At 35.3% G+C, this 21,997-nt stretch carries 21 protein-coding genes; 20 read left to right on the forward strand and 1 reads right to left on the reverse strand.

Features of this window, described 5'->3' with window-relative positions; translation table 11 throughout:
- Window positions 1-45 precede the first annotated feature (45 nt).
- From Q0M21_RS01920 to Q0M21_RS02000, 17 genes are all read left to right on the forward strand, one after another.
- A complete protein-coding gene (locus tag Q0M21_RS01920) occupies window positions 46-939 on the forward strand; it encodes a carboxypeptidase-like regulatory domain-containing protein (RefSeq protein ID WP_295333934.1) in 894 nt (297 codons plus the stop codon).
- Window positions 940-1,812, forward strand: a complete 873-nt coding sequence (locus tag Q0M21_RS01925) for a carboxypeptidase-like regulatory domain-containing protein (RefSeq protein WP_295333936.1) — start codon at window positions 940-942, stop codon at window positions 1,810-1,812. It begins immediately after the preceding gene.
- The gene (locus tag Q0M21_RS01930; protein WP_295333939.1) at window positions 1,812-2,723 is read left to right on the forward strand and encodes a carboxypeptidase-like regulatory domain-containing protein; all 912 of its coding nucleotides are present in this window, start codon (window positions 1,812-1,814) and stop codon (window positions 2,721-2,723) included. Before Q0M21_RS01925 ends, Q0M21_RS01930 begins: the two co-directional genes overlap by 1 nt.
- Window position 2,724: 1 nt before the next feature.
- Window positions 2,725-3,585 carry a carboxypeptidase-like regulatory domain-containing protein gene (locus Q0M21_RS01935; RefSeq protein WP_295333942.1) on the forward strand — a complete coding sequence of 287 codons (861 nt, stop codon included), beginning with the start codon at window positions 2,725-2,727 and terminating at the stop codon, window positions 3,583-3,585.
- A gap of 41 nt (window positions 3,586-3,626) precedes the next feature.
- On the forward strand, window positions 3,627-5,315 hold the full coding sequence (locus Q0M21_RS01940) for a hypothetical protein (RefSeq protein WP_295333945.1): 1,689 nt from the start codon (window positions 3,627-3,629) through the stop codon (window positions 5,313-5,315).
- Between the two features lie 5 nt (window positions 5,316-5,320).
- The gene (locus tag Q0M21_RS01945) at window positions 5,321-6,301 is read left to right on the forward strand and encodes a hypothetical protein (RefSeq protein WP_295333948.1); all 981 of its coding nucleotides are present in this window, start codon (window positions 5,321-5,323) and stop codon (window positions 6,299-6,301) included.
- A 3-nt stretch (window positions 6,302-6,304) separates the two neighbouring features.
- Window positions 6,305-7,162, forward strand: a complete 858-nt coding sequence (gene rfbA / locus Q0M21_RS01950) for a glucose-1-phosphate thymidylyltransferase RfbA (RefSeq protein WP_295333951.1) — start codon at window positions 6,305-6,307, stop codon at window positions 7,160-7,162.
- A complete protein-coding gene (gene rfbC / locus Q0M21_RS01955) occupies window positions 7,162-7,713 on the forward strand; it encodes a dTDP-4-dehydrorhamnose 3,5-epimerase (protein WP_295333954.1) in 552 nt (183 codons plus the stop codon). The genes rfbA and rfbC overlap by 1 nt, the downstream gene beginning before the upstream one ends.
- Window positions 7,707-8,564, forward strand: coding sequence for a dTDP-4-dehydrorhamnose reductase (gene rfbD / locus Q0M21_RS01960; protein WP_295333958.1), 858 nt, complete (start codon window positions 7,707-7,709; stop codon window positions 8,562-8,564). The genes rfbC and rfbD overlap by 7 nt, the downstream gene beginning before the upstream one ends.
- Window positions 8,551-9,516, forward strand: coding sequence for a glycosyltransferase family 2 protein (locus Q0M21_RS01965; RefSeq protein WP_295333961.1), 966 nt, complete (start codon window positions 8,551-8,553; stop codon window positions 9,514-9,516). The genes rfbD and Q0M21_RS01965 overlap by 14 nt, the downstream gene beginning before the upstream one ends.
- A gap of 4 nt (window positions 9,517-9,520) precedes the next feature.
- Window positions 9,521-10,288, forward strand: coding sequence for a bifunctional 2-polyprenyl-6-hydroxyphenol methylase/3-demethylubiquinol 3-O-methyltransferase UbiG (locus Q0M21_RS01970; protein ID WP_295333963.1), 768 nt, complete (start codon window positions 9,521-9,523; stop codon window positions 10,286-10,288).
- A 1-nt stretch (window position 10,289) separates the two neighbouring features.
- Entirely contained in the window at window positions 10,290-12,146 is a 1,857-nt protein-coding gene (locus Q0M21_RS01975; RefSeq protein WP_295333965.1) for a glycosyltransferase family 39 protein, read from the forward strand.
- A 54-nt stretch (window positions 12,147-12,200) separates the two neighbouring features.
- Window positions 12,201-12,749, forward strand: a complete 549-nt coding sequence (locus Q0M21_RS01980; protein WP_295333968.1) for a hypothetical protein — start codon at window positions 12,201-12,203, stop codon at window positions 12,747-12,749.
- A gap of 87 nt (window positions 12,750-12,836) precedes the next feature.
- Window positions 12,837-14,102, forward strand: coding sequence for an oligosaccharide flippase family protein (locus tag Q0M21_RS01985; protein ID WP_295333971.1), 1,266 nt, complete (start codon window positions 12,837-12,839; stop codon window positions 14,100-14,102).
- Between the two features lie 42 nt (window positions 14,103-14,144).
- Complete coding sequence (locus Q0M21_RS01990) at window positions 14,145-14,822, forward strand: acyltransferase (RefSeq protein WP_295333974.1); 678 nt, start codon at window positions 14,145-14,147, stop codon at window positions 14,820-14,822.
- Window positions 14,822-16,048 (forward strand): hypothetical protein, encoded by a 1,227-nt coding sequence (locus Q0M21_RS01995; RefSeq protein WP_295333977.1) that lies wholly within the window; start codon window positions 14,822-14,824, stop codon window positions 16,046-16,048. Before Q0M21_RS01990 ends, Q0M21_RS01995 begins: the two co-directional genes overlap by 1 nt.
- On the forward strand, window positions 16,045-17,217 hold the full coding sequence (locus Q0M21_RS02000; RefSeq protein WP_295333980.1) for a glycosyltransferase family 4 protein: 1,173 nt from the start codon (window positions 16,045-16,047) through the stop codon (window positions 17,215-17,217). The genes Q0M21_RS01995 and Q0M21_RS02000 overlap by 4 nt, the downstream gene beginning before the upstream one ends.
- A 74-nt stretch (window positions 17,218-17,291) precedes the next feature.
- Here Q0M21_RS02000 and wecB read toward each other — a convergent pair whose 3' ends face one another.
- The gene (wecB, locus tag Q0M21_RS02005; RefSeq protein WP_295333983.1) at window positions 17,292-18,407 is read right to left on the reverse strand and encodes a non-hydrolyzing UDP-N-acetylglucosamine 2-epimerase; all 1,116 of its coding nucleotides are present in this window, start codon (window positions 18,405-18,407) and stop codon (window positions 17,292-17,294) included.
- 161 nt (window positions 18,408-18,568) lie between these two features.
- On the opposite strand from wecB, the gene Q0M21_RS02010 reads away from it, so the two are divergent.
- From Q0M21_RS02010 to Q0M21_RS02020, 3 genes are read left to right on the forward strand one after another with little or no spacing between them, the layout of a single operon-like run.
- Window positions 18,569-19,717 carry a DUF1972 domain-containing protein gene (locus Q0M21_RS02010; RefSeq protein ID WP_367273703.1) on the forward strand — a complete coding sequence of 383 codons (1,149 nt, stop codon included), beginning with the start codon at window positions 18,569-18,571 and terminating at the stop codon, window positions 19,715-19,717.
- Window positions 19,650-21,011, forward strand: coding sequence for an O-antigen ligase (locus Q0M21_RS02015; RefSeq protein WP_295333986.1), 1,362 nt, complete (start codon window positions 19,650-19,652; stop codon window positions 21,009-21,011). The genes Q0M21_RS02010 and Q0M21_RS02015 overlap by 68 nt, the downstream gene beginning before the upstream one ends.
- Window positions 21,008-21,991: a UDP-glucuronic acid decarboxylase family protein gene (locus tag Q0M21_RS02020; protein WP_295333987.1), complete on the forward strand. Its 984-nt coding sequence runs from the start codon at window positions 21,008-21,010 to the stop codon at window positions 21,989-21,991. The genes Q0M21_RS02015 and Q0M21_RS02020 overlap by 4 nt, the downstream gene beginning before the upstream one ends.
- The last annotated feature ends 6 nt before the right edge of the window (window positions 21,992-21,997 follow it).

Raw genomic sequence — 21,997 nt, forward strand, 5'->3', positions numbered from 1 at the left:
GAGCTCAAACAATTTTGGCATCAGGGCTAAAAACAAACTAAAGGCATGAAAAGAATCGGCTTACTTACCCTCTTAATTTTTAATCTGAACTTGGTTATTGGCCAAGTAACCCGACGCGAAGCCGAACGGAACGAAGTTAAAGGCGTTGTTGTAGACGAAAACAACCAACCGATTCCGTATGTGAATATTTGGGTTGAAAATGAAAATATCGGCACTACTTCAGAAGAAGACGGAACCTTCACTTTACCGGTTTCGGAAACAAAGAGAATTTGCTTCTCGGCATTGGGTTATGAGACTAGAATTGTGTCGGCAACAAATGTAAAATCGGTTGTATTGTACCCAAAAACACTGGCATTAAATGAAGTGGTTATCGAAAAACGAAAAGGAACTCAGGAAATAGTCATTGGCGATTTTTCAGGTATAAAATTAAATTCAGGAGTCACCAACACCGGACAAGATAATGTTCATGTTTGGGCCAAATTCATCAGATACAATGAGAAAATAAAAGCACATCCTTTTATAGAATCAATTGAATTTGTTACCAATTCAAAACTGAAGAATGCTTTGTTGAGGATTAGAATTTTCAATGTTAATAATGAGGGTTTACCAATAGGAGATGAGGTTGAAGAAGATATTTTAGTATCCATTAAAAAAGGGGAGAAGAACAACATAGTTGACTTAGCAAAATACAACATTAAAATTCCGGAAGAAGGAATTATGATTGGATTCGAATATTTGAAATTGGAACAAAACAAATATGAATATAATTATATCATTGAAGGGGAAAAGGAAAGTCAAAAAAGATTTAGATATGAGCCATCAATTAAAGGGTTTTACCCCGGAGACAAAACACTTATGATATTAAACCGCGATGGAAGTCCTCGTTCTGCCGGAAATGGAAATATTGAAATTGCTTTAAAAATCAAACTATCCAATTAAATGAAATCGCTCTTTTTCCTATTGTGTTTTTTCCAGCTTTCCGCTCAAGTTAAAGGTGTTGTAGTAGACGAAAACAACCAACCGATTCCTTATGTGAATATTTGGATTGAAAACGAAAATGTCGGCACTACTTCTAACGACAATGGTTTTTTTACTATTAACGCTTCGGAAGGGAAAAGACTTGTTTTTTCGGCCGTTGGATTTCAATCCAAAATAATTTCAATCCAAAATGAAGAAAAAGTTGTTTTAAAAACAGCTGTATTTAAGTTGGATGAAATAATAATTACGAAGAGAAAGCAAGATAAAGAACTCGAAATTGGCAATGCCGAAAGGATACACCACCGACAGTTATCGGGAGACAAGCCTTGGATATACGGTAAATTATTTGAATTCGATACTCTTTATAAAAAAACGCCGTTCTTAAAAAAAATTGTCTTTTATTCTGATAGCGATATTAAAAATGCGAAGTTAAAGATCAGAATATTCGAATTCAACGATAGCATTCCAACGAATGATTTGCTTAGCGAGGATTTAATGGTAACGGTCAAAAAAGGAATGAGAAAAAATAGTATTGATATCTCAAAATTCAATTTAAAATTTCCCGAAAAAGGAGTCGTAATTGGTTTGGAATGGTTGATAATTGAAGAAAACAAATTTTTCTTTGAATACAAATCATACGATTCGAAAGAAATTGTAAAATCTATTAGTTACGCACCCTGCTTGGTTGTGAATTATTCAAAAGTTGAGCACTCTTTCAGTTATTCAAAAGGGAAATGGGTTCGAAACAAAATATTCGTCAATGAGAATAGTAACGATAAACCTTGGTTTAATACTGTAATCTTGCCGGCCATAAATTTGATACTAACGAACTGATGAAAACAATCTTATTTTTTATTTTATTTTCAATATCACTTTCTGCCCAAATTACCAAAGGCGTTGTAGTAGATGAAAATAATAAACCTATTCCGTATGTGAATATTTGGTTCGCCAATGGTAATTTAGCCGCTACCACTGAAGCCGACGGCACTTTTATTCTGGAAGTAAAAACACCGGAACAAGACTTGCTTTTTTCTGCTTTAGGTTACGCCTCAAAAACTGTAAAAGCCAATGAAACAACTCGGGTAGTGTTGATTGCTATTGCCATTCCGCTTTCAGAAATTGTGCTTGGCAAACCCAAAGAGAGTCAGCAAAAAGAGCTGGGATATTACCAATCCGGAGGTTTCAGATACCATCAAAACTATTTTATACATGCGGTCTATTTTGATTTGGCTGAAAAGGACAGAACTTTTTATCCGTATCTTAAAGAAATTAAGTTCCGAACGGATTCAGAAACAGACAACGCCAAGATAAAAATTTACCTCGTTAATTGCCAACCCGATGGTTCTCCGGGCGAAGAAAAACTTACCGAGGAAATGATAGTAGCAGTGAAAAAAGGCAGCAGAAAAAACCTGATTGATTTGTCGGAGCAACTAGTAAGGATTCCAGAGAACGGCTTTTTCATTGTTTTTGAAAAACTGAAGATCGAGGAAAACAAGCATTATATCACTTACAATTACAAAGACAAAAACGGTGAAAAAAAGACACACCAAGGACTTACTTATCAGCCAGAACTATTACTCACTCCGTTTGAGGATGCCAACGCTTGGTTTAAAGAAAGACAGAATCAATGGACAAAATCATCCAAAGTGTTACTGAACAAACCCAACAGTTACGAAAACCTGCTAATGAAAAAATACCACAATAAATACTTGTTACCGGCCGTTAATATTACCATTACGAATTAAGATGAAAACAAACTTTCTACTTTTAATTTTTCTGCCGTTTTTGGCCGTTGCTCAAATTCGAGGCGTAGTAAAAGATAGTATCTCAGGCCAACCGATTCCGTATGCCAATATTTGGGTGGAAAATGAAAATGTGGCGACTACTTCAGAAGAAGACGGGACTTTTTCAATAGCGGTGGCTAATACCAAAAACTTAATTTTTTCGGCTTTGGGTTACGAAACAAAAACACTAAAAGCTGCCCAGGTCAACCAAGTATTCCTGAATCCGAAAGCCTTTGATTTGGAGGAAGTAGTCATTTCCAACAGCATCGGAAGTAAACAAAACGTTATTGGTCTAACCGAAAACTCCGTCGCTCAAGCTTTTGATAACGGTCCGAGAATAGACGTGAAATTTTTCCCTTACCAAGCCGAATATAAGAAAACACCTTACCTCAAAAGAGTAACTGTTTACACCGATAGTAGAATAGAAGATGCGACTGTAAAACTTCATTTTTATAAAGTCGACGCCAACGGCTATCCGGGCGAAGAGTTGTTGCAAAAGCCTTTAATTGTTACAGTAAAAAACGGGACCAAAATCAACAAAATAGACTTGAGTGATTTTGGATTGGTAATGCCTAAAAACGGACTTTTTGTAGGTTTTGAAAAACTCATGATTGAAAAAAATAAAAAGGAAAAAACCGTGATTAATCCTGTGACTAAGGAAGTCCAAATGCAAAAAACTTATTATCCGTTGATGCTGTACAATTATGTGGAAAGGGATTTTTTATTCACGTTTTCGGGTGGTAAATGGAGCAAACAAACCGATGATGTTTCGGGGAAAATCAAGGTTTACGAACCAGCCATCCATTTAACGCTGACTAATTAAAGACAAAAACCCTATATTTGCGGGTTAGAAAAGATAAATTAATGAAAGAAATTAAAAACATTTCGCGCTCCAGAGCGCAAGAGTCCTCGGCAGCTATCGAGCGACTGTACATTACCATGAGACATTTATTTAACAGAGGTTTTTACAAACCAATGGGTGTTTCAGGAGACACATTAAGAGAAGCCTTATTAGCGCTTCGCCCCGAAATTTACGGCAGTATAGCCGAAGAAAAAGTGGAACTTAACGGTTTGTTGTATGTTATTGAGCGACTTCCGATAGGGATTGAAGAATGTCGTTACATCAACTTGACTTCAGATGAAGGCTATTCCAAATCGCATTTTAAGCCGATTATTCCGCCCAAGAGAAGAAGAAATTGCTACCGCATCGACGATGAACAAATGAACGTGGAAATTACCCGCGGGCGCTCTGATATTTACGATATTTTGACACACTTGACTTTCATCTTTATCGAATCACACAAAATCAAAGATCGAGTGTTGATTGACGATGAAGGCCGAATTTCTCGTGATTGGCAAAAATTAGAACATGCTGCTTTGCAAACCAAAAAGCTGAATCAAGTCGACAAAGAAAAAGCCATTTCCCATGCTGCTAATGTTTTAGGCAGAACTTTTGCGGAAGTTTTAGACATATACGATGCCTTTGGTACGGCCGAAAAACCGGATCGTTTTTTACACGTAATTTACTGGTTAGGAAAATTAGCCATTGAAGAAGTATTAGATAACAACAAAAGAACCATCACGTTTAGTCCGATTTTAAGAGAGCGCTTAGGCCATCACATTCACGGTGAAATTTGGGCCAACAACATCAAAGAAGTTTTAAACCAAAATAATTTACTTGATCGACCTATTCATATTATCAGTGCCAATATGCACTCGGTTATGAATTCCATTTTTGCTCAAGGCGTTTTAGGTGCTAAATACAAAGGCAAATCGGAATACCAAATTTATGAGGATTTGAGTGCTTCGGGCAATAAGGATTTGAGAAGTAAAGTAGAGGAATTCGCCCTGAAACAAGGCATGATTTCTTTGCCGGATACTTCGGGAACCAACATTGATGTACAACTTTTTGATACCGATAAAATCGATTGGTCTAAATCTGGATTTCCTCAAGCCAAACTAAGCAAGGAGAAGCCGGTTATCATTGTAATGGATTATGCATTTGGTGAGCAAGCTTACGAAACCATAGACGAGTTGTTGAAGCCTTACAAAAAAGGAAAAAATCAGATTTTCTTGAATGTAGAATCGGTTTCGATTATGGGTAAAGCCGGGATTTTACAAGGTGGAAAAGGCGACATCATGATTCCGAATGCGCACATCAATGAAGGTACGGCCGATAATTATCCGTTTGAGAATGAGTTGACCGCCAAAATGTTTGAAGGCAATGATATTCCTGTTTTTGCCGGGCCAATGGTTACTGTTTTAGGAACTTCTTTGCAAAACAAAGACTTATTGAAGTTTTTCCACGAATCGACATGGGGTGCTATCGGCTTAGAAATGGAAGGTGCTTATTATCAAAAAGCAATACAGTCGGCTTCCAAAATTCGTAAAAGCATCAACCCTAATGTAAAGGTTCGTTATGCATATTACGCTTCGGATAATCCTTTAGAAACCGGAAGTACTTTGGCTTCTGGCGGATTGGGAACCACCGGAGTTAAACCTACTTACCTGATTACCATCAAAATATTGGAACAAATTTTTAACGTAAAATAATTCACATGAGTGCAACACCTCAAAACACTGATAATCAAGAGCTCGATTTATCTCAAATCTCCAGGAAGATAGGAGGTTTTTTCGAAAGTATTTCCAATAGCCTATTCCGTGGAATTTTATTTCTCAAAAGAAATATTGTTTGGGTTGGAATTCTCTTCATAGCCGGTGCCGGATTAGGTTTTTATCTTGATAAAAGCATTAAAGTTTATGACAATCAGATGATTGTTATGCCAAACTTTGGTTCTACCGATTACATGTACTCCAAGATAGAATTAATTAATTCAAAAATCAAAGAAGGCGATACGGTTTTCCTTAAAGAAACAGTGGGATTGAAAAACCCCAAAAAACTCAAAGGAATCGAAGTTTCTCCTATTATCGATGTTTATAAATTCGTTGAGAATAAAACCCAAAATTTTGATTTAATCCGATTGATGTCGGAAGACGGCGACATTAAAAAAGTCATCAATGAATCGGTTACCAGTAAAAATTATCCGTATCACCTGATCAAGTTTTCTACACTTGACCTAGCCTCAAATGAAGGAACCGTAAAACCCATCTTGGATTATTTGAATGATTCTAATTATTACCAATTGATTCAGAAGGAGTATGTGAACAACGTTAAGATAAAAATGATTGAAAATGATTCAATTATTGGTCAAATCAACGGTTTTTTAAACACTTTTAACACCACCGTTAATGGCTCACAAAAAAGCGATAAACTGGTTTATTACAACGAAAATTCCCAATTGGATGAAGTAATAAAAACAAAAGATGTTTTGGTAAATGAACAAGGAAGACACCGATTGGATTTAGTTAGTTTGGATAAAATTATCAAAGAAAACAGTGTGACTCTTAACGTTAAAAATACTAAAATGGTAAACGGAAAAATGAAACTGTTTTTACCAGTGCTTTTTATTTCCCTTTTTGTTATAGTGAACTATTTTAGATCCTATTACAAAAGAAAGTTGGCCAAATTCAATGCATAATTTATGAAGGGAATTATTTTAGCCGGTGGATCCGGAACCCGTTTGCACCCGTTGACTTTGGCTGTCAGCAAACAATTGATGCCGATTTATGACAAGCCGATGATTTATTATCCGTTATCGACCTTGATGTGGTCCGGTATCAGAGAAATTCTTATCATCTCTACACCGCACGATTTGCCGTTGTTCCAACAATTATTGGGCGACGGAAGCAGTTTGGGTTGCCGGTTTGAATATGCTGTACAAGAGCATCCTAACGGATTAGCCGAGGCATTTATTATAGGAAAAGAATTCATCGGAAATGATAAAGTGGCTTTAGTTCTGGGCGACAATATTTTTTACGGTACTGGTTTATCTGATTTACTTTTAGCCAATAACAACCCCGACGGAGGCATTATTTATGCTTATCATGTTCACGATCCAGAGCGTTATGGCGTAGTTGACTTTGATGAAAACGGCAATGTAATTTCCATTGAAGAGAAACCGCAACAACCCAAATCCAATTACGCTGTTCCGGGCATATATTTTTACGATAACGATGTGGTAGAAATAGCCTCGAACATCAAACCGAGTCACCGTGGTGAATTGGAAATCACCGATGTTAATAAAGAATACCTTAGAAGAGGAAAATTAAAAGTCAGCATTCTTGATAGGGGAACTGCTTGGCTAGACACCGGTACTTTCAATTCTTTAATGCAAGCCGGTCAGTTTGTTCAGGTGATTGAAGAAAGACAAGGATTAAAAATAGGTGCCATTGAAGAAGCCGCATACAAAATGGGTTTCATTGATGCCGAACAATTGAAAAAATTAGCCCAACCGTTGTTAAAAAGCGGTTACGGTACTCACTTGTTAAGTTTGATTTAATGAATTTTATACCTACAAAGTTGGAAGGATGTTTTATTCTCGAACCTAAAATTATTTTAGATGAGCGAGGGTATTTCATGGAAAGCTTTAACGAGCAGACTTTCCAAAATGGCATAGGGAAGCACATTCATTTTGTACAAGACAACCAATCGTATTCTTCCAAAGGTGTTTTGCGTGGTCTGCATTACCAAACCGGAGCACACGCCCAAGCCAAATTGGTAAGGGTTTTACAAGGAGAAGTGTTAGATGTTGCGGTAGATATTAGACCGGATTCCCCAACGTTCGGACAGTATGAATCCGTTGTTTTATCCGGTGAGAATCAGAGGCAATTCTTTATACCACGCGGTTTTGCTCATGGTTTTTTAGTTTTGAGTAGTACGGCAACTTTCTTCTACAAATGCGACAATTTTTATAATAAGGAAAGCGAAGGAGGCCTACTTTATAACGACCCGTTAGTGGGTATAGATTGGGGATTCCCTTCCCAAGAGATGATTATCTCCGAAAAAGATAAAATTCAACCTTTGTTGCAAAACGCCAAAAAAGTATGGTAGTACTGGTTACAGGAAGTTCGGGTCAGTTAGGACAAGCTTTGCAATTTATAGCGCCCAAACATAAGGAGTTTCAGTTTGTTTTTTGTTCTTCTTCTGAATTAGACATAACCGATAGGGCCAATTGTAACGCTATTTTCGAACAATACCAACCGCAATATTGTATCAATACAGCAGCTTACACGGCTGTTGATAAAGCGGAAACCGAGTCTGAGAAAGCCTACTCGATTAATGTTATTGGCGCCGGAAACATAGCTGAGGTTTGTAAAAAACTGAATACCGTTTTGATACACATTTCAACTGATTTTGTTTTTGACGGTACCCGAAAATTACCTTACACCGAAGAAGACCAACCCAATCCGACCGGAGTTTACGGAAAAACCAAATTGGAAGGCGAAGTAGCCGTTCAACAAACCTGGAAGAAGCATTATATTGTTAGAACCTCTTGGGTGTATTCGCCATTCGGGCATAATTTTATGAAAACCATGTTGCGTTTGGCTTCGGAAAGAGAAACCATTTCGGTAGTAAACGACCAAATTGGCACTCCTACTAATGCTGTTGATTTGGCTGAGGCTTTGGTTCAAATCATCAAAAACAACCAACAACAACCGGCAATTGATAACTACGGCATTTATAACTTTAGTAATGAAGGTCAGTGTTCTTGGTATGATTTTGCTGAAAAAATATTTGAAATCAACAAGATAAGTATAAATTTACTGTCGATTCCCACTTCTAGTTTTCCCACGCCGGCTAAAAGACCAAGTTACAGCGTGTTGGATAAAACGAAGATTAAAAAGGCTTTTAGTTTGAAAATTAACAACTGGGAAACTAGTTTGAAAGATGAGCGAAAATAGTATCGATATATCCATTATTGTTCCTTTGTATAATGAGGAACAGGTTTTTAATCAATTGATTCAAAGACTTCAGAATGTTATTTCTTCTACCCAATTTAGCTGTGAGGTTATTTTGGTTAACGATGGGAGTAGCGACAAAACTGCGGAATTGATAGAAACGATTTGCAAAGAAGACCATCGTTTTACCGGAGTATTACTTTCAAGAAATTATGGTCATCAATTGGCGGTTAGTGCCGGATTGGCGAATGTAAGAGGAAAAAGAGGTGCTATGATAATTGATGGTGATTTACAAGATCCACCAGAATTAATAACCGATTTTTACTCATTGTTACTTGGCGGATATGATGTAATTTATGCTGTCCGAAAAAATCGAAAAGAAAGCTTCCTAAAAAAGAAAGCCTACAATTTGTATTATCGCTTACAGAAAAAAATATCTAATTTTAATATTCCTATCGATAGCGGTGATTTCTCCATGATTAGCCGAAGAGTAGTAGATAATTTGAACGATATGCCCGAAAAAAGCCGATATATCAGAGGTATGAGGGCGTGGATTGGTTTCAAGCAAATTGGTTATGAATACGACCGAGACGAAAGACAAGCCGGAGAAACCAAATACAGTTGGTCAAAACTCTTTGAATTGGCCTTTAATGGTATTTTTAATTTTAGTGACTTTCCCGTAAGGTTCATTGCTAAATTGGGATTTTTAACGGTCATTTTTTCCTTAATTTACTTTGCTTATAATCTTTATAGAAAGTTTTATTACAATGACGTTCCGCACGGATTTACCGCAACAATATTGGCTATCATTTTATTTAGTGGTGTTCAGTTAATCTCTTTAGGGATTATTGGCGAATATGTTTTACGCATATATAACCAAGTAAGAAACAGACCATTATTTATTATTGATAAAATAATCAGAAAAGAAGACAGTAACTTGAGCAAGGAATCTTAGATTTATGAATCACGAATACTACAAAGAATATTACGATTTGGAGCGAAATCACTGGTGGTTTGTAGCTAGAGAGAGAATAATATCCAATTATATCAGACGATTAATTCAGAAAGAGCAACTTTCTGATAAGAATTTAAACATTCTTAATATAGGTTGCGGCCCCGGAAGAAGTTCAGAGTATTTATCCCAATTTGGCAAAGTTACTTCTGTAGAGTATGATAAATTTTGTTGCGAATTTGCCTCCCAAAAAACAGGTCTTGAAATTATAAACGGCTCCATTACCGAACTTCCTTTTGCCGAAACTTCCTTCGATTTGGTTTGCGCTTTTGATGTTATCGAGCACGTAGAAAACGATCAATTAGCAGTGACGGAAATGAAAAGAGTAGTAAAAAAGAATGGTGTTGTTTTTATTACAGTGCCTGCTTACATGAGTTTATGGAGTCATCACGATGTGATTAATCACCATTTCAGAAGGTATAAATTACCCGAAATCAAGAAGTTGTTTTTAACTGGGAACGATGGTAAGATGATTTTTTCCTCTTATTTCAACACTTTTTTATTTCCTCCGATTTATGCGTTCAGAAAATTGAGCAATTTGTTTAAAACCGGAGAAAAAAGAGCCGGATCAGGCAGTGATTTTGAAGCCTTTAAACCCGGATTATTAAACAATGTTTTGTTTGCCATTATGCATCTTGAAACGAAATTTATCAATAAAAACATAAGTTTCCCGTTCGGAGTATCAATTTTATATACTTGGAAAAAACATAAGTAAAATGAAGCTACTAAATTGGATAAAAAATAATAAGTGGTTTGTATCAATCTTATTTTTTGCTACAGCATTGAGAATCTACAATATTGATTTTCAAAGCGTTTGGTTGGATGAGATTCACACTATTAATGAAGCAAATCCTACTTTAAGTTTCCGTGAGATGTATCAATTGATGATGATTACTGAGCCACATCCGCCACTGTATTTTATTCTGGTAAAGATATCATTCACAGTTTTTGGGTACACAACATTTGTTTTGAGATGTTTTTCGGCACTGATTGGTGTTGGAGGATTAATATCTATTTATTTTCTTGGAAAAGAATTGATGAATAAACAGGTTGGCATTGTTAGTGCCTTGCTTTTAAGTGTAAATTATTTTCATTTGTATCATTCACAAGATGGAAGAATGTATTCCATGTTGTTTTTAACCACTACTTTATCATTTTTGTACTTGGCTAAATTTATTAAAAAGCCATCTTATAAAGCGGCTGTTCTACATGGTGTTTTTGCGGGTTTAATGATTTACACTCATTTTTTTGCATTATTTGCCCTCTTTGCAGAATATTTAATTTTGTTATTTTTTATTCTAAGGCCATTTAAAACAGACTCAAAGAAATTTTTTTTGTTTTCGTTTATTTCTGGATTAATAACACTTGTTCTTTTTTTACCAAGTTTGAAATTATTTTTTGCAGCTTCAGAAAGGACATCTATTTGGATTCCAATCCCTGGAGTAGATGTGTATACCCAAATGTTTAAAGAGTTTTTCGGTCAATCAGAAATTGTTTTGTTCTTTGTAGTTACCGTATTATTTTATTGTTTGGTTCGATTATTTGAAAGCACTAATGAAGAAAGCTACACTATAAATCCTGATAAAAATGAGCTAAATTTTAGTTTTTTTATATTGATTACATGGATAATGGTTACCCTGCTAATTCCACTAGTATTGTCCTTTGTCAATTTACCCATGTTAATTACCCGTTATTTTATAAACTTACTTCCGGCAATAATTATTTTGATTTCAATGGGAATCTTTTACATTCGAAATAGTGTTGTTAAATTAGGTATTATTAGTTTAATAATTGTTTTTTCATTAATAGATGTAGTTATCGTCAAGCGATTTTACACTAGTACCTACAAAACACAATTCAGAGAGTTGAGTTTGTTCATACAGAAGAACAAAAAGTCAGACGAAAAAGTTGTGAGCAGTTTGGCTTGGTATTTTCCTTATTTCTTTAATAAGAATGAAGAAAAAACAATTTTAATAGAAAATAATTTAGATAATTATGTAGCCGAAATGATTAGCGGTAAGGAACAAACAACATCTTTTTGGTATGCTGATGGACATCAAAGAACCTATAATCCTTCACAAGCCACCCTCGATTTTTTGAATGCAAACTTTGTGGTTGATTTGAATAGCGATTTTTATGACTGTTGGACAAAACATTATATTTTAAAGAAAGATTATAAACCTAATGTTGATATTACATCATTTTTTCCTTTAAAAACCGTAAACGGCGACAAAATGAATTTTTCTTTTGAAAGTTTTAATATCACTGCTGATAAAATTACCTTTAACGGTTGGGCTTATCTTGAAAACCAAGATGCATTAACAACTCGGATTTATGTACTTGCGTTTGATGAGCAAAATAATTATACCATTTTAAACATCCAAAACAGCACAAGAAAAGATGTTACAACTTACTTCAAAAGTAAATTTAATATTGATAATTCAGGATTTTCAGCAGAGATTGACAAATCTGAATTCAGAAAAGGAATCTATAAGTTAGGAGTTTTACTTTTTGATGACCAAAATAAATCAAAAGGATTGGTAATTACTGATAAAAAAGTCAATATTGATTGATAACATAAACAACGTTTTATATATAAATTTTATATTTGCAAAAAAACATTAAATATGAAAACTAAAAGTCTTATCCTTTTTGTGTTGCTAACAGTAAGTTTTTTTTCTTGCAAGGAAGAGAAAAAAGTAGAAGATAACACAAGTGAAGAGGTTAAAAATGTTGACACAAAATTTAAAGTTTCATTTGAATTATTAGCTATCAAAGACGATAATTTTCATCTTTATTACACAGAAGATGGTTCTATAAACTTCACAGAAGAAAAATCACTTTGGTACCCATACAAAGGGAGCGATAAACCTCAAGAGGTGGTTTTCAGTTTGCCAGATGATGTAATTCCAACCAATTTAAGAGTTGATTTTGGTCATGATGTCAATAAAGAACAAACTGAAATTGTATTGAAAAAGTTTAAGATGAATTATTACGAAAAATCTTTTGAGGCAAAAGACTCTTTGATTTATTATTATTTCTATCCGAATCAAGAAAGTACAATTTTAGATAAAAAGACATCTACTTTAAAACGAATTAAACTAGATCAGAATTCACCACCAATTTTATATCCGCATGAGACACTTTCTCAGGAGATAGATAAATTAGTGAAATAGGTTTAGCTAAATACTATTGAAATGCTACGAATGAACAAATTTGTAGCATTTTTTATTTGACTACATTTACATTTATTCAAGTGAAGAATGTTTAAAGGAATAGCGACATATTTGTTTAAAAACAAAAATCTCAAAAACCTAATTACCTACGGTTTTGGGCAAGGGTTTAATTTAATTACGCCGTTGTTGGTTATTCCTTATATTGTTTCCATTTGTGGTGAAGAAGGCTACGGAAAAATAGGCGTAGGTATGGCCTTGGCCTTTTTCATCATGGTTTTTGTGGATTACGGTTCCGAAATTGTAGGGGTAAAAGACATTTCGGTCAATAGGGAAAACCAGGCCGAATTAGAGCGCATTTTTATCACAACCTACACTGCAAAATTGGTGTTACTGGTATTAATGCTCGCGTTATTCAGTTTGGTTTTTTGGTTTATTCCCTATTTCAGCGAAGAAAAAACACTTTTCTTTTTTAGTTTGTCAATGGTTATAGGTCAGTATATTAACCCAACCTGGTTTTTACAAGGCGTTGAAAATTTCAAGTGGATAACCCTACTCAACATCTTGTCAAAAGTAATTTACCTACTTGGCGTTTTTCTTTTTATCCATAAACCAGAAGATTACGTTTACAGCAATTTGATTTGGGGAATCGGAATGATTGTCGCCTACGGAATCGTGTGGTTTTATGTTGTAACACACCATTCCTTCTCGTTTTCGAAGGTAAAAAAGGCTGCAGTAATTCAAATGATTAAAGACAACTTCTCGCTCTTTTCTTCCCAGATTTTTGTTTCGCTTCAAATGTATTCTCCTATAGTGTTAATTAGTTTTTTCGGCGGAAATGCAATGGCCGGACAGTATAAAATTATCGACCAAATTATTGTGATTTTTAAAACCTATATTTTACTGTTCTTTAATTTTGTTTATCCCAGAGTATGTTATTTATTAGACAAAAGCAAAGAAGAAGCGCTTCATTTTTGGAAACTTTACAACGGACTGAACCTGCTTTTTATTGTTTTATGCATGATAGGAATCCTAATTTTCTCGGTTGAAATTGTGTCCTATTTTAATCCGAAAGAAATCACAACGCTTAGCAATCTGTTAAAAATCGCAATTTTTATTCCTATACTACAAGGTATTACCATTCCGTTAAAGCAATTGGTTTTAGGATCGAATAAGCAAACACAATATGTTAAAATTACCATGATTATAACACTGTTAAGTTTGTTAATTATCGTACTGATTACTCCGGTGTACCATGTTTTAGGGGTTTTGGTAGCTTTGATAATCACCGAAATTATTACTTCATTCGTTTTCTATAAAACAATTAAAAACAATGTATTTCTTCGCACAAGTTAAAAACTATTGTATTTTTGAAGCTGATAGTAAAATTGCGCTTAGATGATTAAAAGATTTTTCCAAAAAATGCTGGCCAATTCCGGAAAAAGCTACCAAATTGACGACCGAATCCCAACCCGATTGATTTATGTAACGCTATACAATCGAATGATAATGTTGGTCAGAGGCTTTTTAAAAACCGGCAAAAAAGTATTCATTGGATGCAACACAAAAATTTTGAATTCACGCAATATAGTTTTTGGCAGCAACGTTACTATTGGGAGCTATTGTGAGCTTGACGGATTTGCTTCTGAAAAAATTGTCTTGGGAGATTGTGTGAAAATAGGATCTTACTCAAAATTGCTGTCCACCAGTCATTTTTCAAAATTCGGAAAAGGTTTGGTTATGGGAAATAATTCAGCCGTAGGCGATTTTACCCATTTCGGCGCACCGGGCGGGATTGAAATAGGCAATGATGTGATTATGGGTTCCTATGTTTCTTTTCATTCCGAAAATCACAATTTCGGTGATGCTTCCAAACTCATTCGAGAGCAAGGTACCACATCAAAAGGAATCAAGTTAGGGAATAATATTTGGGTTGGCGCAAAAGTCACTTTTTTAGACGGCTGCAGTGTTGGCAATAATTCTGTGGTGGCTGCCGGAGCAGTGGTAAACGGAAGTTATCCGGACAATGTTGTTATAGGAGGAATACCCGCTAAAGTAATCAAAACCTTAGCCTGATGAAAATAGCCATACCCAATAATTGGTTTTATCAATTCCTGTTTATACTGTGTATTGTAGTACCTTATTTGGATAATTTTGAATCAACCATATCGGTATGGAGTTTGGCCTTTATCATTACCATTCAGAGAAAATACTCCATTTCTCTATTTAAATTGGTCATACCTTATATTTTAATTTTACTGATTGCGATAATAGTTTCGTTTAATTATGACTATCAAAAATACTTAGTCATCAGAGACATAACATATCTGTGTAAACCAATAATTGGATTCTTTTTAGGCTACCAATTGTGTGGCAAAAATTTACAAAATGCCTTTAGATTAATTGTTAAAACAGGTGCTTTTATTGCGGGATGTCACATTTTAGTTATTCTGAATGCCATTTTTATAGAAGGTGTCAGAACAGTCGCAGACTTAAGATTTTATTCAGGCTATTTCAGTGATTATGAAATTTATACGTTTATAATATTATTATTTCACAAAGATTTTCAACTTGATTATTCCAAAAAAACACTTAGAATACTGACGGTTTTAGTAGGTTTTTCTGCGTTTATGTATTTGGCGCGAACCAATTTTATACAATTTATCATACTCTACCTGGCTGTCAAGGGTTATTTTGTAATCAATAAAAAATCTTTGGTCATTATCAGCAGTATTCTTATTACTTCAGTAGTAGGATATTTGATAGTTGTTTCCACTAATCCACGAAGAGGCGCTGAAGGATTTGAAGGATTTCTCTATAAAATCAAAGTGGCGCCTATGGAGCCTTTTAAAACGAAAATTAACCGAGAAGATTATAAAGATTTTAATGACAACTATCGTTCTTATGAGAATATTTTAACGGTACGTCAAGTAACCAGAGAAGGTGCAATCCCAACCATTTTCGGTAAGGGAATAGGCTCTCAAATCGATTTGAAACAAGAAGTTTGGTTGGGTGATATGAACCTCAGATACATCTCAATTCTTCACAACGGCTTCATGATTGTTTTTTTGAAATCGGGGTTACTGGGTATTTTTATTTATCTTTTTACTATTATTTATTTCTTTAGGAAATCCAAATCCGACCTTCCCATAGTCAGAAATATCAATTTACTATTTTTAGGGACCGGAGTTTTCCTTTTTGTATCCAATTGGGTGTTTTTAGGGTTTTATAATTTAACCGAAACCAAATCAATACTCATAGGCTTTTTAATTGCCTATAGGGCGAAAATAAACCATCAATGAAAAGCATTCTCTTTATACACCAATCGGCCGAACTTTACGGTTCCGATAAAACCATTTTAATGTTTATATCCGGTTTGGATAAAAAGCAATACAAGTCGGTCGTAATTCTTCCTTTTGACGGACCTTTAAAAAGAGAGTTTGAAAAAAACGGTATAGAAGTCATCATTGCACCGGTTTTAAAACTCTACCGAAAGATGTTCACTCCTAAAGGGATTTTAAATTTCTTCAGAGAATACCGAAACGGATTAAAAATATTGAATGCATTACACAAAAAGCACCGATTTGACATTGTATATTCTCATACACTAGCTTCATTGATAGGTTTAATTTTTGCCCGAAAGCATCACATCAAACACCTTTGGCATGTTCAGGAAATCATTGCCCAACCGGCCATATTCTATAAAGGATTTGTGAAATTGTTGTCGTTGGATTGCAATCATGTAGCGGTATATGATTCCAAAACCACTATGGATTTTTGGATTAAGAATAACAAAAAACTAGCCCAAAAATCGCATGCGATTTGTAATGGTTTGGATGTTACCCAAAAGCTGGATACCAGTTTGGAAGAAGTTGCTTCAATCCGAAAAAATTATTTTAAAGTTGGTTCCGATGACTTGGTAATAGCCCTGGTGGGAAGAATCAACAGTTGGAAAGGCCAACAGTTGCTTTTGGAAGCCTTTCAAAAAATTGCCCATAAGTATCCTAACATTAAATTGGTTTTCATCGGTTCTGCACCGCCCAATCAAGAAATTTTTGAAATCGAATTGCAGAATAAAATAATCGAATTTGCTTTAACGGAAAGAGTGGTTATCATTCCTTTTCAAGAAGCTATTTGGAAGTTTTGGGACTCTATTGATATAGCGGTGGTACCGTCAACAGAGCCGGAACCTTTCGGCATGGTAGCCATTGAAGCAATGCTTTCCAAAAAGCCTGTAATTGCAGCAAATCACGGAGGTTTGACAGAGATTGTATTGCCTAATGAAACAGGGTTGTTATTTGAGCCTCGAAACCCGGAAAAGTTAGCAGAGGCACTTAGTGTTTTGATAAGCGATGAAAATAAAAGAAAATCATTCGGAATAAAAGGGTGTGGACGTGTGCATTCTGAATTTTCTCTAAAGAAACACATCGACCAATTTGAAGCTATTTTTAATAGTCTCTCGAATCGTTAACACCTTAAGGTTTAACAACCTGCTCAAAACCAAACAAAGCTTGAATTTTTTTTATTTTCAATAGAAAAGAGCTGTTAAAAACGGCTGATTATCTCTTTGATTTTTTGGCTGGTGGTTCCGTCTCCATAAGGATTAGAAGCCGTGGCAATTTGTGAATAATAGGATGGATTTTCTAATAGTTTTTGGGTTTCTAAGATAATTTTAGCTTTATTCGAGCCTACTAACACCGCTGTTCCGGAATGAACACCTTCCATTCTTTCCGTAACTTCTCTTAAAACTAAAACAGGTTTACCTAAACTTGGCGCTTCTTCTTGTATGCCTCCGGAATCAGTAATAATGATGTTACTTTTGTTCATCATCCAAATTAGTTCCGGATAATCTAAAGGCCAAATTAGTTTGATATTGTCGGCAATCAGTTGGCTTTTAGCAACTTCTTTTATGTTCGGATTTAGATGTACCGGATACACAATTTCTGCCAGATTTTCAAATGAAGTTGCAATGTTCAACAAAGCTTCGCAGATTTCTTCAAAAGGTTTTCCAAAATTTTCTCTGCGATGGCAGGTGACCAAAATGATTTTTTTTGAAAAATCGATGAAATCAAATTTTGAAAGAAGCTCCTGTTCTTTGTCGGCATCTATTTTTTGTAATCCCATTAGCAAAGCATCTATCACAGTATTCCCAACCACGAAGACATTGTCATTAATATTTTCTTTTGTCAAATTTTCTGAAGCGGCTTCAGTAGGGCAAAAATGAAACGAAGTAATGCGTGACGTTAAAACACGGTTCATTTCCTCAGGAAATGGGGACAACATATCACCACTTCTCAAACCGGCTTCAATATGAACAATTTTTATTTTTTGATAAAAAGAAGCTAAAGCACCGGCTAAAACGGTAGTGGTATCGCCTTGAACGAAAACCAAATCAAAGTGTTCTTTTAATAAGATATCTGAAGTAATTTTAGCAATCAAATCAGCAGTCAATTCGTGAAGTGTTTGATTGGGTTTCATCAAATTTAAATCATAATCTACCTTAATTTCAAAAAAAGACAAAACCTGATCCAACATTTCGCGATGTTGTGCCGTAACACCTACCTTAACTTCAAAATCAGCATCGCAAGAAAACGCCGCAATAAGAGGTGCCATTTTTATGGCTTCAGGACGGGTTCCAAAAAGAAACAAGACTTTTTTCATTAAAAAGAAGGAATTTAGTAGACCGTAAAACTAGCAATTAAATCTATATTTTCAAGCGTCAAAACTACACAACAAGCGTTTTATTAAAATTGAAAATACAATGCTAAACTTTTTAGACGAATCTCGGGTTCAAGTCAAATCAATTTATTACGTTTGCAAAAATGACATACCCATTAAACTGTAGTAAAAACAGCATGAAAATAGCCATACTAGGAACCCGCGGTGTACCCAATTATTACGGCGGTTTTGAACAGTTCGCTGAATTTTTTTCGGTGTATTTGGTTCAAAAGGGACACGAAGTGTATTGCTATAATTCTCACAATCATCCGTTTCAGGAAAAATCTTTTCACGGCGTAAACATCATTCACCAATATGATCCCGAATACAAGCTGGGTACTTTTGGTCAGTTTGTCTACGATTATAATTGTATCATGGATTCTCGTAAAAGAGATTTCGACATTATACTGCAGTTGGGATATACCAGTAATTCAATTTGGTATTTTCTCCTGCCCAAAAACTCCATTATCATCACCAATATGGATGGATTGGAGTGGAAGCGTACCAAATACTCCAAGCCGGTACAACAGTTTTTAAAATTTGCTGAAAGACTGGCAGCTAACAGCAGTGATTTTTTGGTGTCTGATTCCATTGGAATTCAGAATTTTTTGGATACCAAATACCAAAAATCATCTACGTACATAGCCTATGGTGCTTATCCGTTTGATAATCCCGACGAATCAATCTTAAAAAACTATGGGGTGACAAAAGAGCAATATAATATGATTATGGCGCGCTTTGAACCTGAAAATAATTTAGACATGGTTTTGGAGGGCGTGGCCATGAACGAGGATAAAACGCCCATATTGGTCATTGGGAAACATGAAACGAAATACGGGGAATACCTTAAAAATAAATTCAAGTCACACTCGAATATCAGGTTTTTGGGCGGAATTTACAATCTGGAACACCTTAACAATTTGCGTTATTTTTCAAACTTGTATTTTCATGGCCATTCGGTTGGAGGAACCAATCCGTCACTTTTAGAAGCTATGGCATCAAGAGCTTTGGTGATTGCCCACAACAACGATTTCAACAAAGGCATTTTAGCCAACAACAGCTACTACTTTTCTACCGCTCAGGAGGTCAAAAATATTCTCCATACTATCAAAAAAAATGATAACTTGCAATTAGTTCAAAACAATTATGACGCTATCGTCAACGAATTTAATTGGGAAAAAATAAATGGGGAATATCTACAACTCTTTGAAGACTGTTTGGCAAAATCTGAAAAAAGAAAACCAAAACAATAGTTCTTTCTTTCCAACCCTTTTATTGCTGGTTACCATACCGTTACTGTATGCTGTAAACAATGTGGCTATGGGAGTTTTTCTCATTTTTACCTTTATCGGTTTTAATAAATCCCATCTTAAACTCCAGTTTTCAATATTGCTCCCAATATTGTTATTTGTACTAATGGCGCTTTCCTGTATTTGGTCTATTGATAAGGATAGCTCATTAAAAGCATTACCAAAGGAAATATCGCTACTCATCATTCCTTTAGGTTTTTTATTGATGAAAAACTTTACAGTTGATCAAAAAAATAAAATCATTTCAACCTATAGTTATTCAATCCTCTTGTTGGCGTTTGTGTTTTTGTGCAGAGCTGCCAAACGCTATTTTTTAACCCAGGATACTCGCGCGTTTTTTTACCATGGTACCAATCAAGACGATTACGGTTTGGTGCCAAAACTACTCAACGCTATCCATGTTTCTGTTTTTGTAGCAGTTGCTTTTTTCTATTTCTTTACCAAAACCTCAAAAACCAAGTGGGATTCTTTTTTTGCCGCTTTTCTGTTCGGATTCATTCTATTGTTGTCTTCTAAAAACATTGTACTGGTAGTAGTAGCATTGAGTGCCATTTACCTGTTGTTTTTCTCCAAATCCGCTCACCAATTGCGATTGAGAAACCTATTTGTTTTTGGTTTATTGGTTGGGCTTATTTTTTCCATGGGAAGAATCAAACATCGTTTTCAGGTAGAGTTTCAAACCAATACTAACAAGAGTTTAAGTGCTAATGTAATCGAAGGCGTACCGCAAGGTGTGCATTATGTCAGCATCAAAGAAGCTTGGACCAATCCGACATTTACGCCTAACGATTATTTTCCGGGAACGGCTTTCCGAGTGTACCAATTCCGAATATTTACCGAATTAATTCGAGAAGAAGCGGTTTTTTTGACGGGATTCGGACTCAACGCATCTTACCCTAAAATCCAAGAAAAAGCCCAACGGTACAATTTATTTATGGGAAATGACAGCACTGAGGGTTATCAAAGTAAGAACTTCCACAATCAATACGTTCAAAATTTTGCCGAATTGGGTTTTATCGGTTTTATCTTATTGTTATTAATGTTGGTGATTAACGTTAAAAACGCATACAATTCCAAAGATTTTGTCCATTTTGTTTTCGCAATTCTAATGATAAGTTTATTTTTGACCGAATCATTTTTGTGGCGACAAAGAGGTGTGGTGTTTTTCACTTTATTCTATTGTCTTTTTAATTCCGGAGTTTCTCTCAAGAAACCCAAACCTGACCAACTGATATGAAAAGAATATTAATTACCGGAGCCGCCGGTTTTTTAGGCTCTCATCTGTGTGACCGTTTTATTGCCGAAGGATACTTTGTGATTGGAATGGATAACTTAATCACAGGAGATTTAAAAAACATCGAACATCTTTTTAAAGACAAAAACTTTGAGTTTTACCACCACGATGTAACTAAGTTTGTTCATGTTCCCGGGAAATTAGATTATATTTTACATTTTGCTTCCCCGGCAAGTCCTATTGATTATTTAAAAATTCCTATTCAAACCTTAAAAGTAGGCTCGTTAGGAACCCATAACCTTTTAGGTTTGGCCAGAGTAAAAAAGGCTAGAATTTTAATTGCTTCAACTTCTGAAGTTTATGGCGATCCATTGGTTCATCCGCAAACAGAAGATTACTACGGCAATGTAAATACAATCGGTCCGAGAGGTGTTTATGATGAAGCCAAGCGTTTCCAGGAATCTATAACTATGGCCTATCATACTTTCCACGGACTGGAAACCCGTATAGTTCGTATATTCAATACTTACGGTCCGAGAATGCGACTGAACGATGGTCGAGTAATCCCGGCTTTTATCGGTCAGGCATTGCGTGGAGAAGATTTGACCATTTTTGGTGACGGAAGTCAAACCCGTTCCTTCTGCTATGTTACAGATCAGGTGGAAGGTATTTTCCGTTTGTTGCACTCGGATTATCCTTATCCGGTAAATATTGGTAATCCGGACGAAATCAGCATTAAAGATTTTGCCGATGAGATTATCAAATTAACCGGCACCAATCAAAAAGTGGTTTACCATCCGCTGCCTATCAACGACCCATTACAACGCCAACCCGATACTACCAAAGCCAAAGAAATTTTAGGTTGGGAAGCCAAAGTAAAGCGGGAAGAAGGAATGAAGCTGACTTACGAATATTTCAAATCGCTCTCAAACGAAGAACTTTTAAAAGAAGAGCATAAAGATTTTAAGGGATATATCCATTAGTATCGA

Origin of the sequence: Flavobacterium sp., assembly GCF_024710485.1 — a bacterium.
Classification (GTDB): Bacteria; Bacteroidota; Bacteroidia; order Flavobacteriales; family Flavobacteriaceae; genus Flavobacterium.

Bases quoted from the DNA above. Each gene is read 5' to 3' on its own strand.
- Q0M21_RS01920 (WP_295333934.1), top strand. From the start codon at position 46: ATGAAAAGAATCGGCTTACTTACCCTCTTAATTTTTAATCTGAACTTG.
- Q0M21_RS01925 (WP_295333936.1), top strand. From the start codon at position 940: ATGAAATCGCTCTTTTTCCTATTGTGTTTTTTCCAGCTTTCCGCTCAA.
- Q0M21_RS01930 (WP_295333939.1), top strand. From the start codon at position 1,812: ATGAAAACAATCTTATTTTTTATTTTATTTTCAATATCACTTTCTGCC.
- Q0M21_RS01935 (WP_295333942.1), top strand. From the start codon at position 2,725: ATGAAAACAAACTTTCTACTTTTAATTTTTCTGCCGTTTTTGGCCGTT.
- Q0M21_RS01940 (WP_295333945.1), top strand. From the start codon at position 3,627: ATGAAAGAAATTAAAAACATTTCGCGCTCCAGAGCGCAAGAGTCCTCG.
- Q0M21_RS01945 (WP_295333948.1), top strand. From the start codon at position 5,321: ATGAGTGCAACACCTCAAAACACTGATAATCAAGAGCTCGATTTATCT.
- rfbA (WP_295333951.1), top strand. From the start codon at position 6,305: ATGAAGGGAATTATTTTAGCCGGTGGATCCGGAACCCGTTTGCACCCG.
- rfbC (WP_295333954.1), top strand. From the start codon at position 7,162: ATGAATTTTATACCTACAAAGTTGGAAGGATGTTTTATTCTCGAACCT.
- rfbD (WP_295333958.1), top strand. From the start codon at position 7,707: ATGGTAGTACTGGTTACAGGAAGTTCGGGTCAGTTAGGACAAGCTTTG.
- Q0M21_RS01965 (WP_295333961.1), top strand. From the start codon at position 8,551: ATGAGCGAAAATAGTATCGATATATCCATTATTGTTCCTTTGTATAAT.
- Q0M21_RS01970 (WP_295333963.1), top strand. From the start codon at position 9,521: ATGAATCACGAATACTACAAAGAATATTACGATTTGGAGCGAAATCAC.
- Q0M21_RS01975 (WP_295333965.1), top strand. From the start codon at position 10,290: ATGAAGCTACTAAATTGGATAAAAAATAATAAGTGGTTTGTATCAATC.
- Q0M21_RS01980 (WP_295333968.1), top strand. From the start codon at position 12,201: ATGAAAACTAAAAGTCTTATCCTTTTTGTGTTGCTAACAGTAAGTTTT.
- Q0M21_RS01985 (WP_295333971.1), top strand. From the start codon at position 12,837: ATGTTTAAAGGAATAGCGACATATTTGTTTAAAAACAAAAATCTCAAA.
- Q0M21_RS01990 (WP_295333974.1), top strand. From the start codon at position 14,145: ATGATTAAAAGATTTTTCCAAAAAATGCTGGCCAATTCCGGAAAAAGC.
- Q0M21_RS01995 (WP_295333977.1), top strand. From the start codon at position 14,822: ATGAAAATAGCCATACCCAATAATTGGTTTTATCAATTCCTGTTTATA.
- Q0M21_RS02000 (WP_295333980.1), top strand. From the start codon at position 16,045: ATGAAAAGCATTCTCTTTATACACCAATCGGCCGAACTTTACGGTTCC.
- wecB (WP_295333983.1), bottom strand. From the start codon at position 18,407: ATGAAAAAAGTCTTGTTTCTTTTTGGAACCCGTCCTGAAGCCATAAAA.
- Q0M21_RS02010 (WP_367273703.1), top strand. From the start codon at position 18,569: ATGACATACCCATTAAACTGTAGTAAAAACAGCATGAAAATAGCCATA.
- Q0M21_RS02015 (WP_295333986.1), top strand. From the start codon at position 19,650: ATGGGGAATATCTACAACTCTTTGAAGACTGTTTGGCAAAATCTGAAA.
- Q0M21_RS02020 (WP_295333987.1), top strand. From the start codon at position 21,008: ATGAAAAGAATATTAATTACCGGAGCCGCCGGTTTTTTAGGCTCTCAT.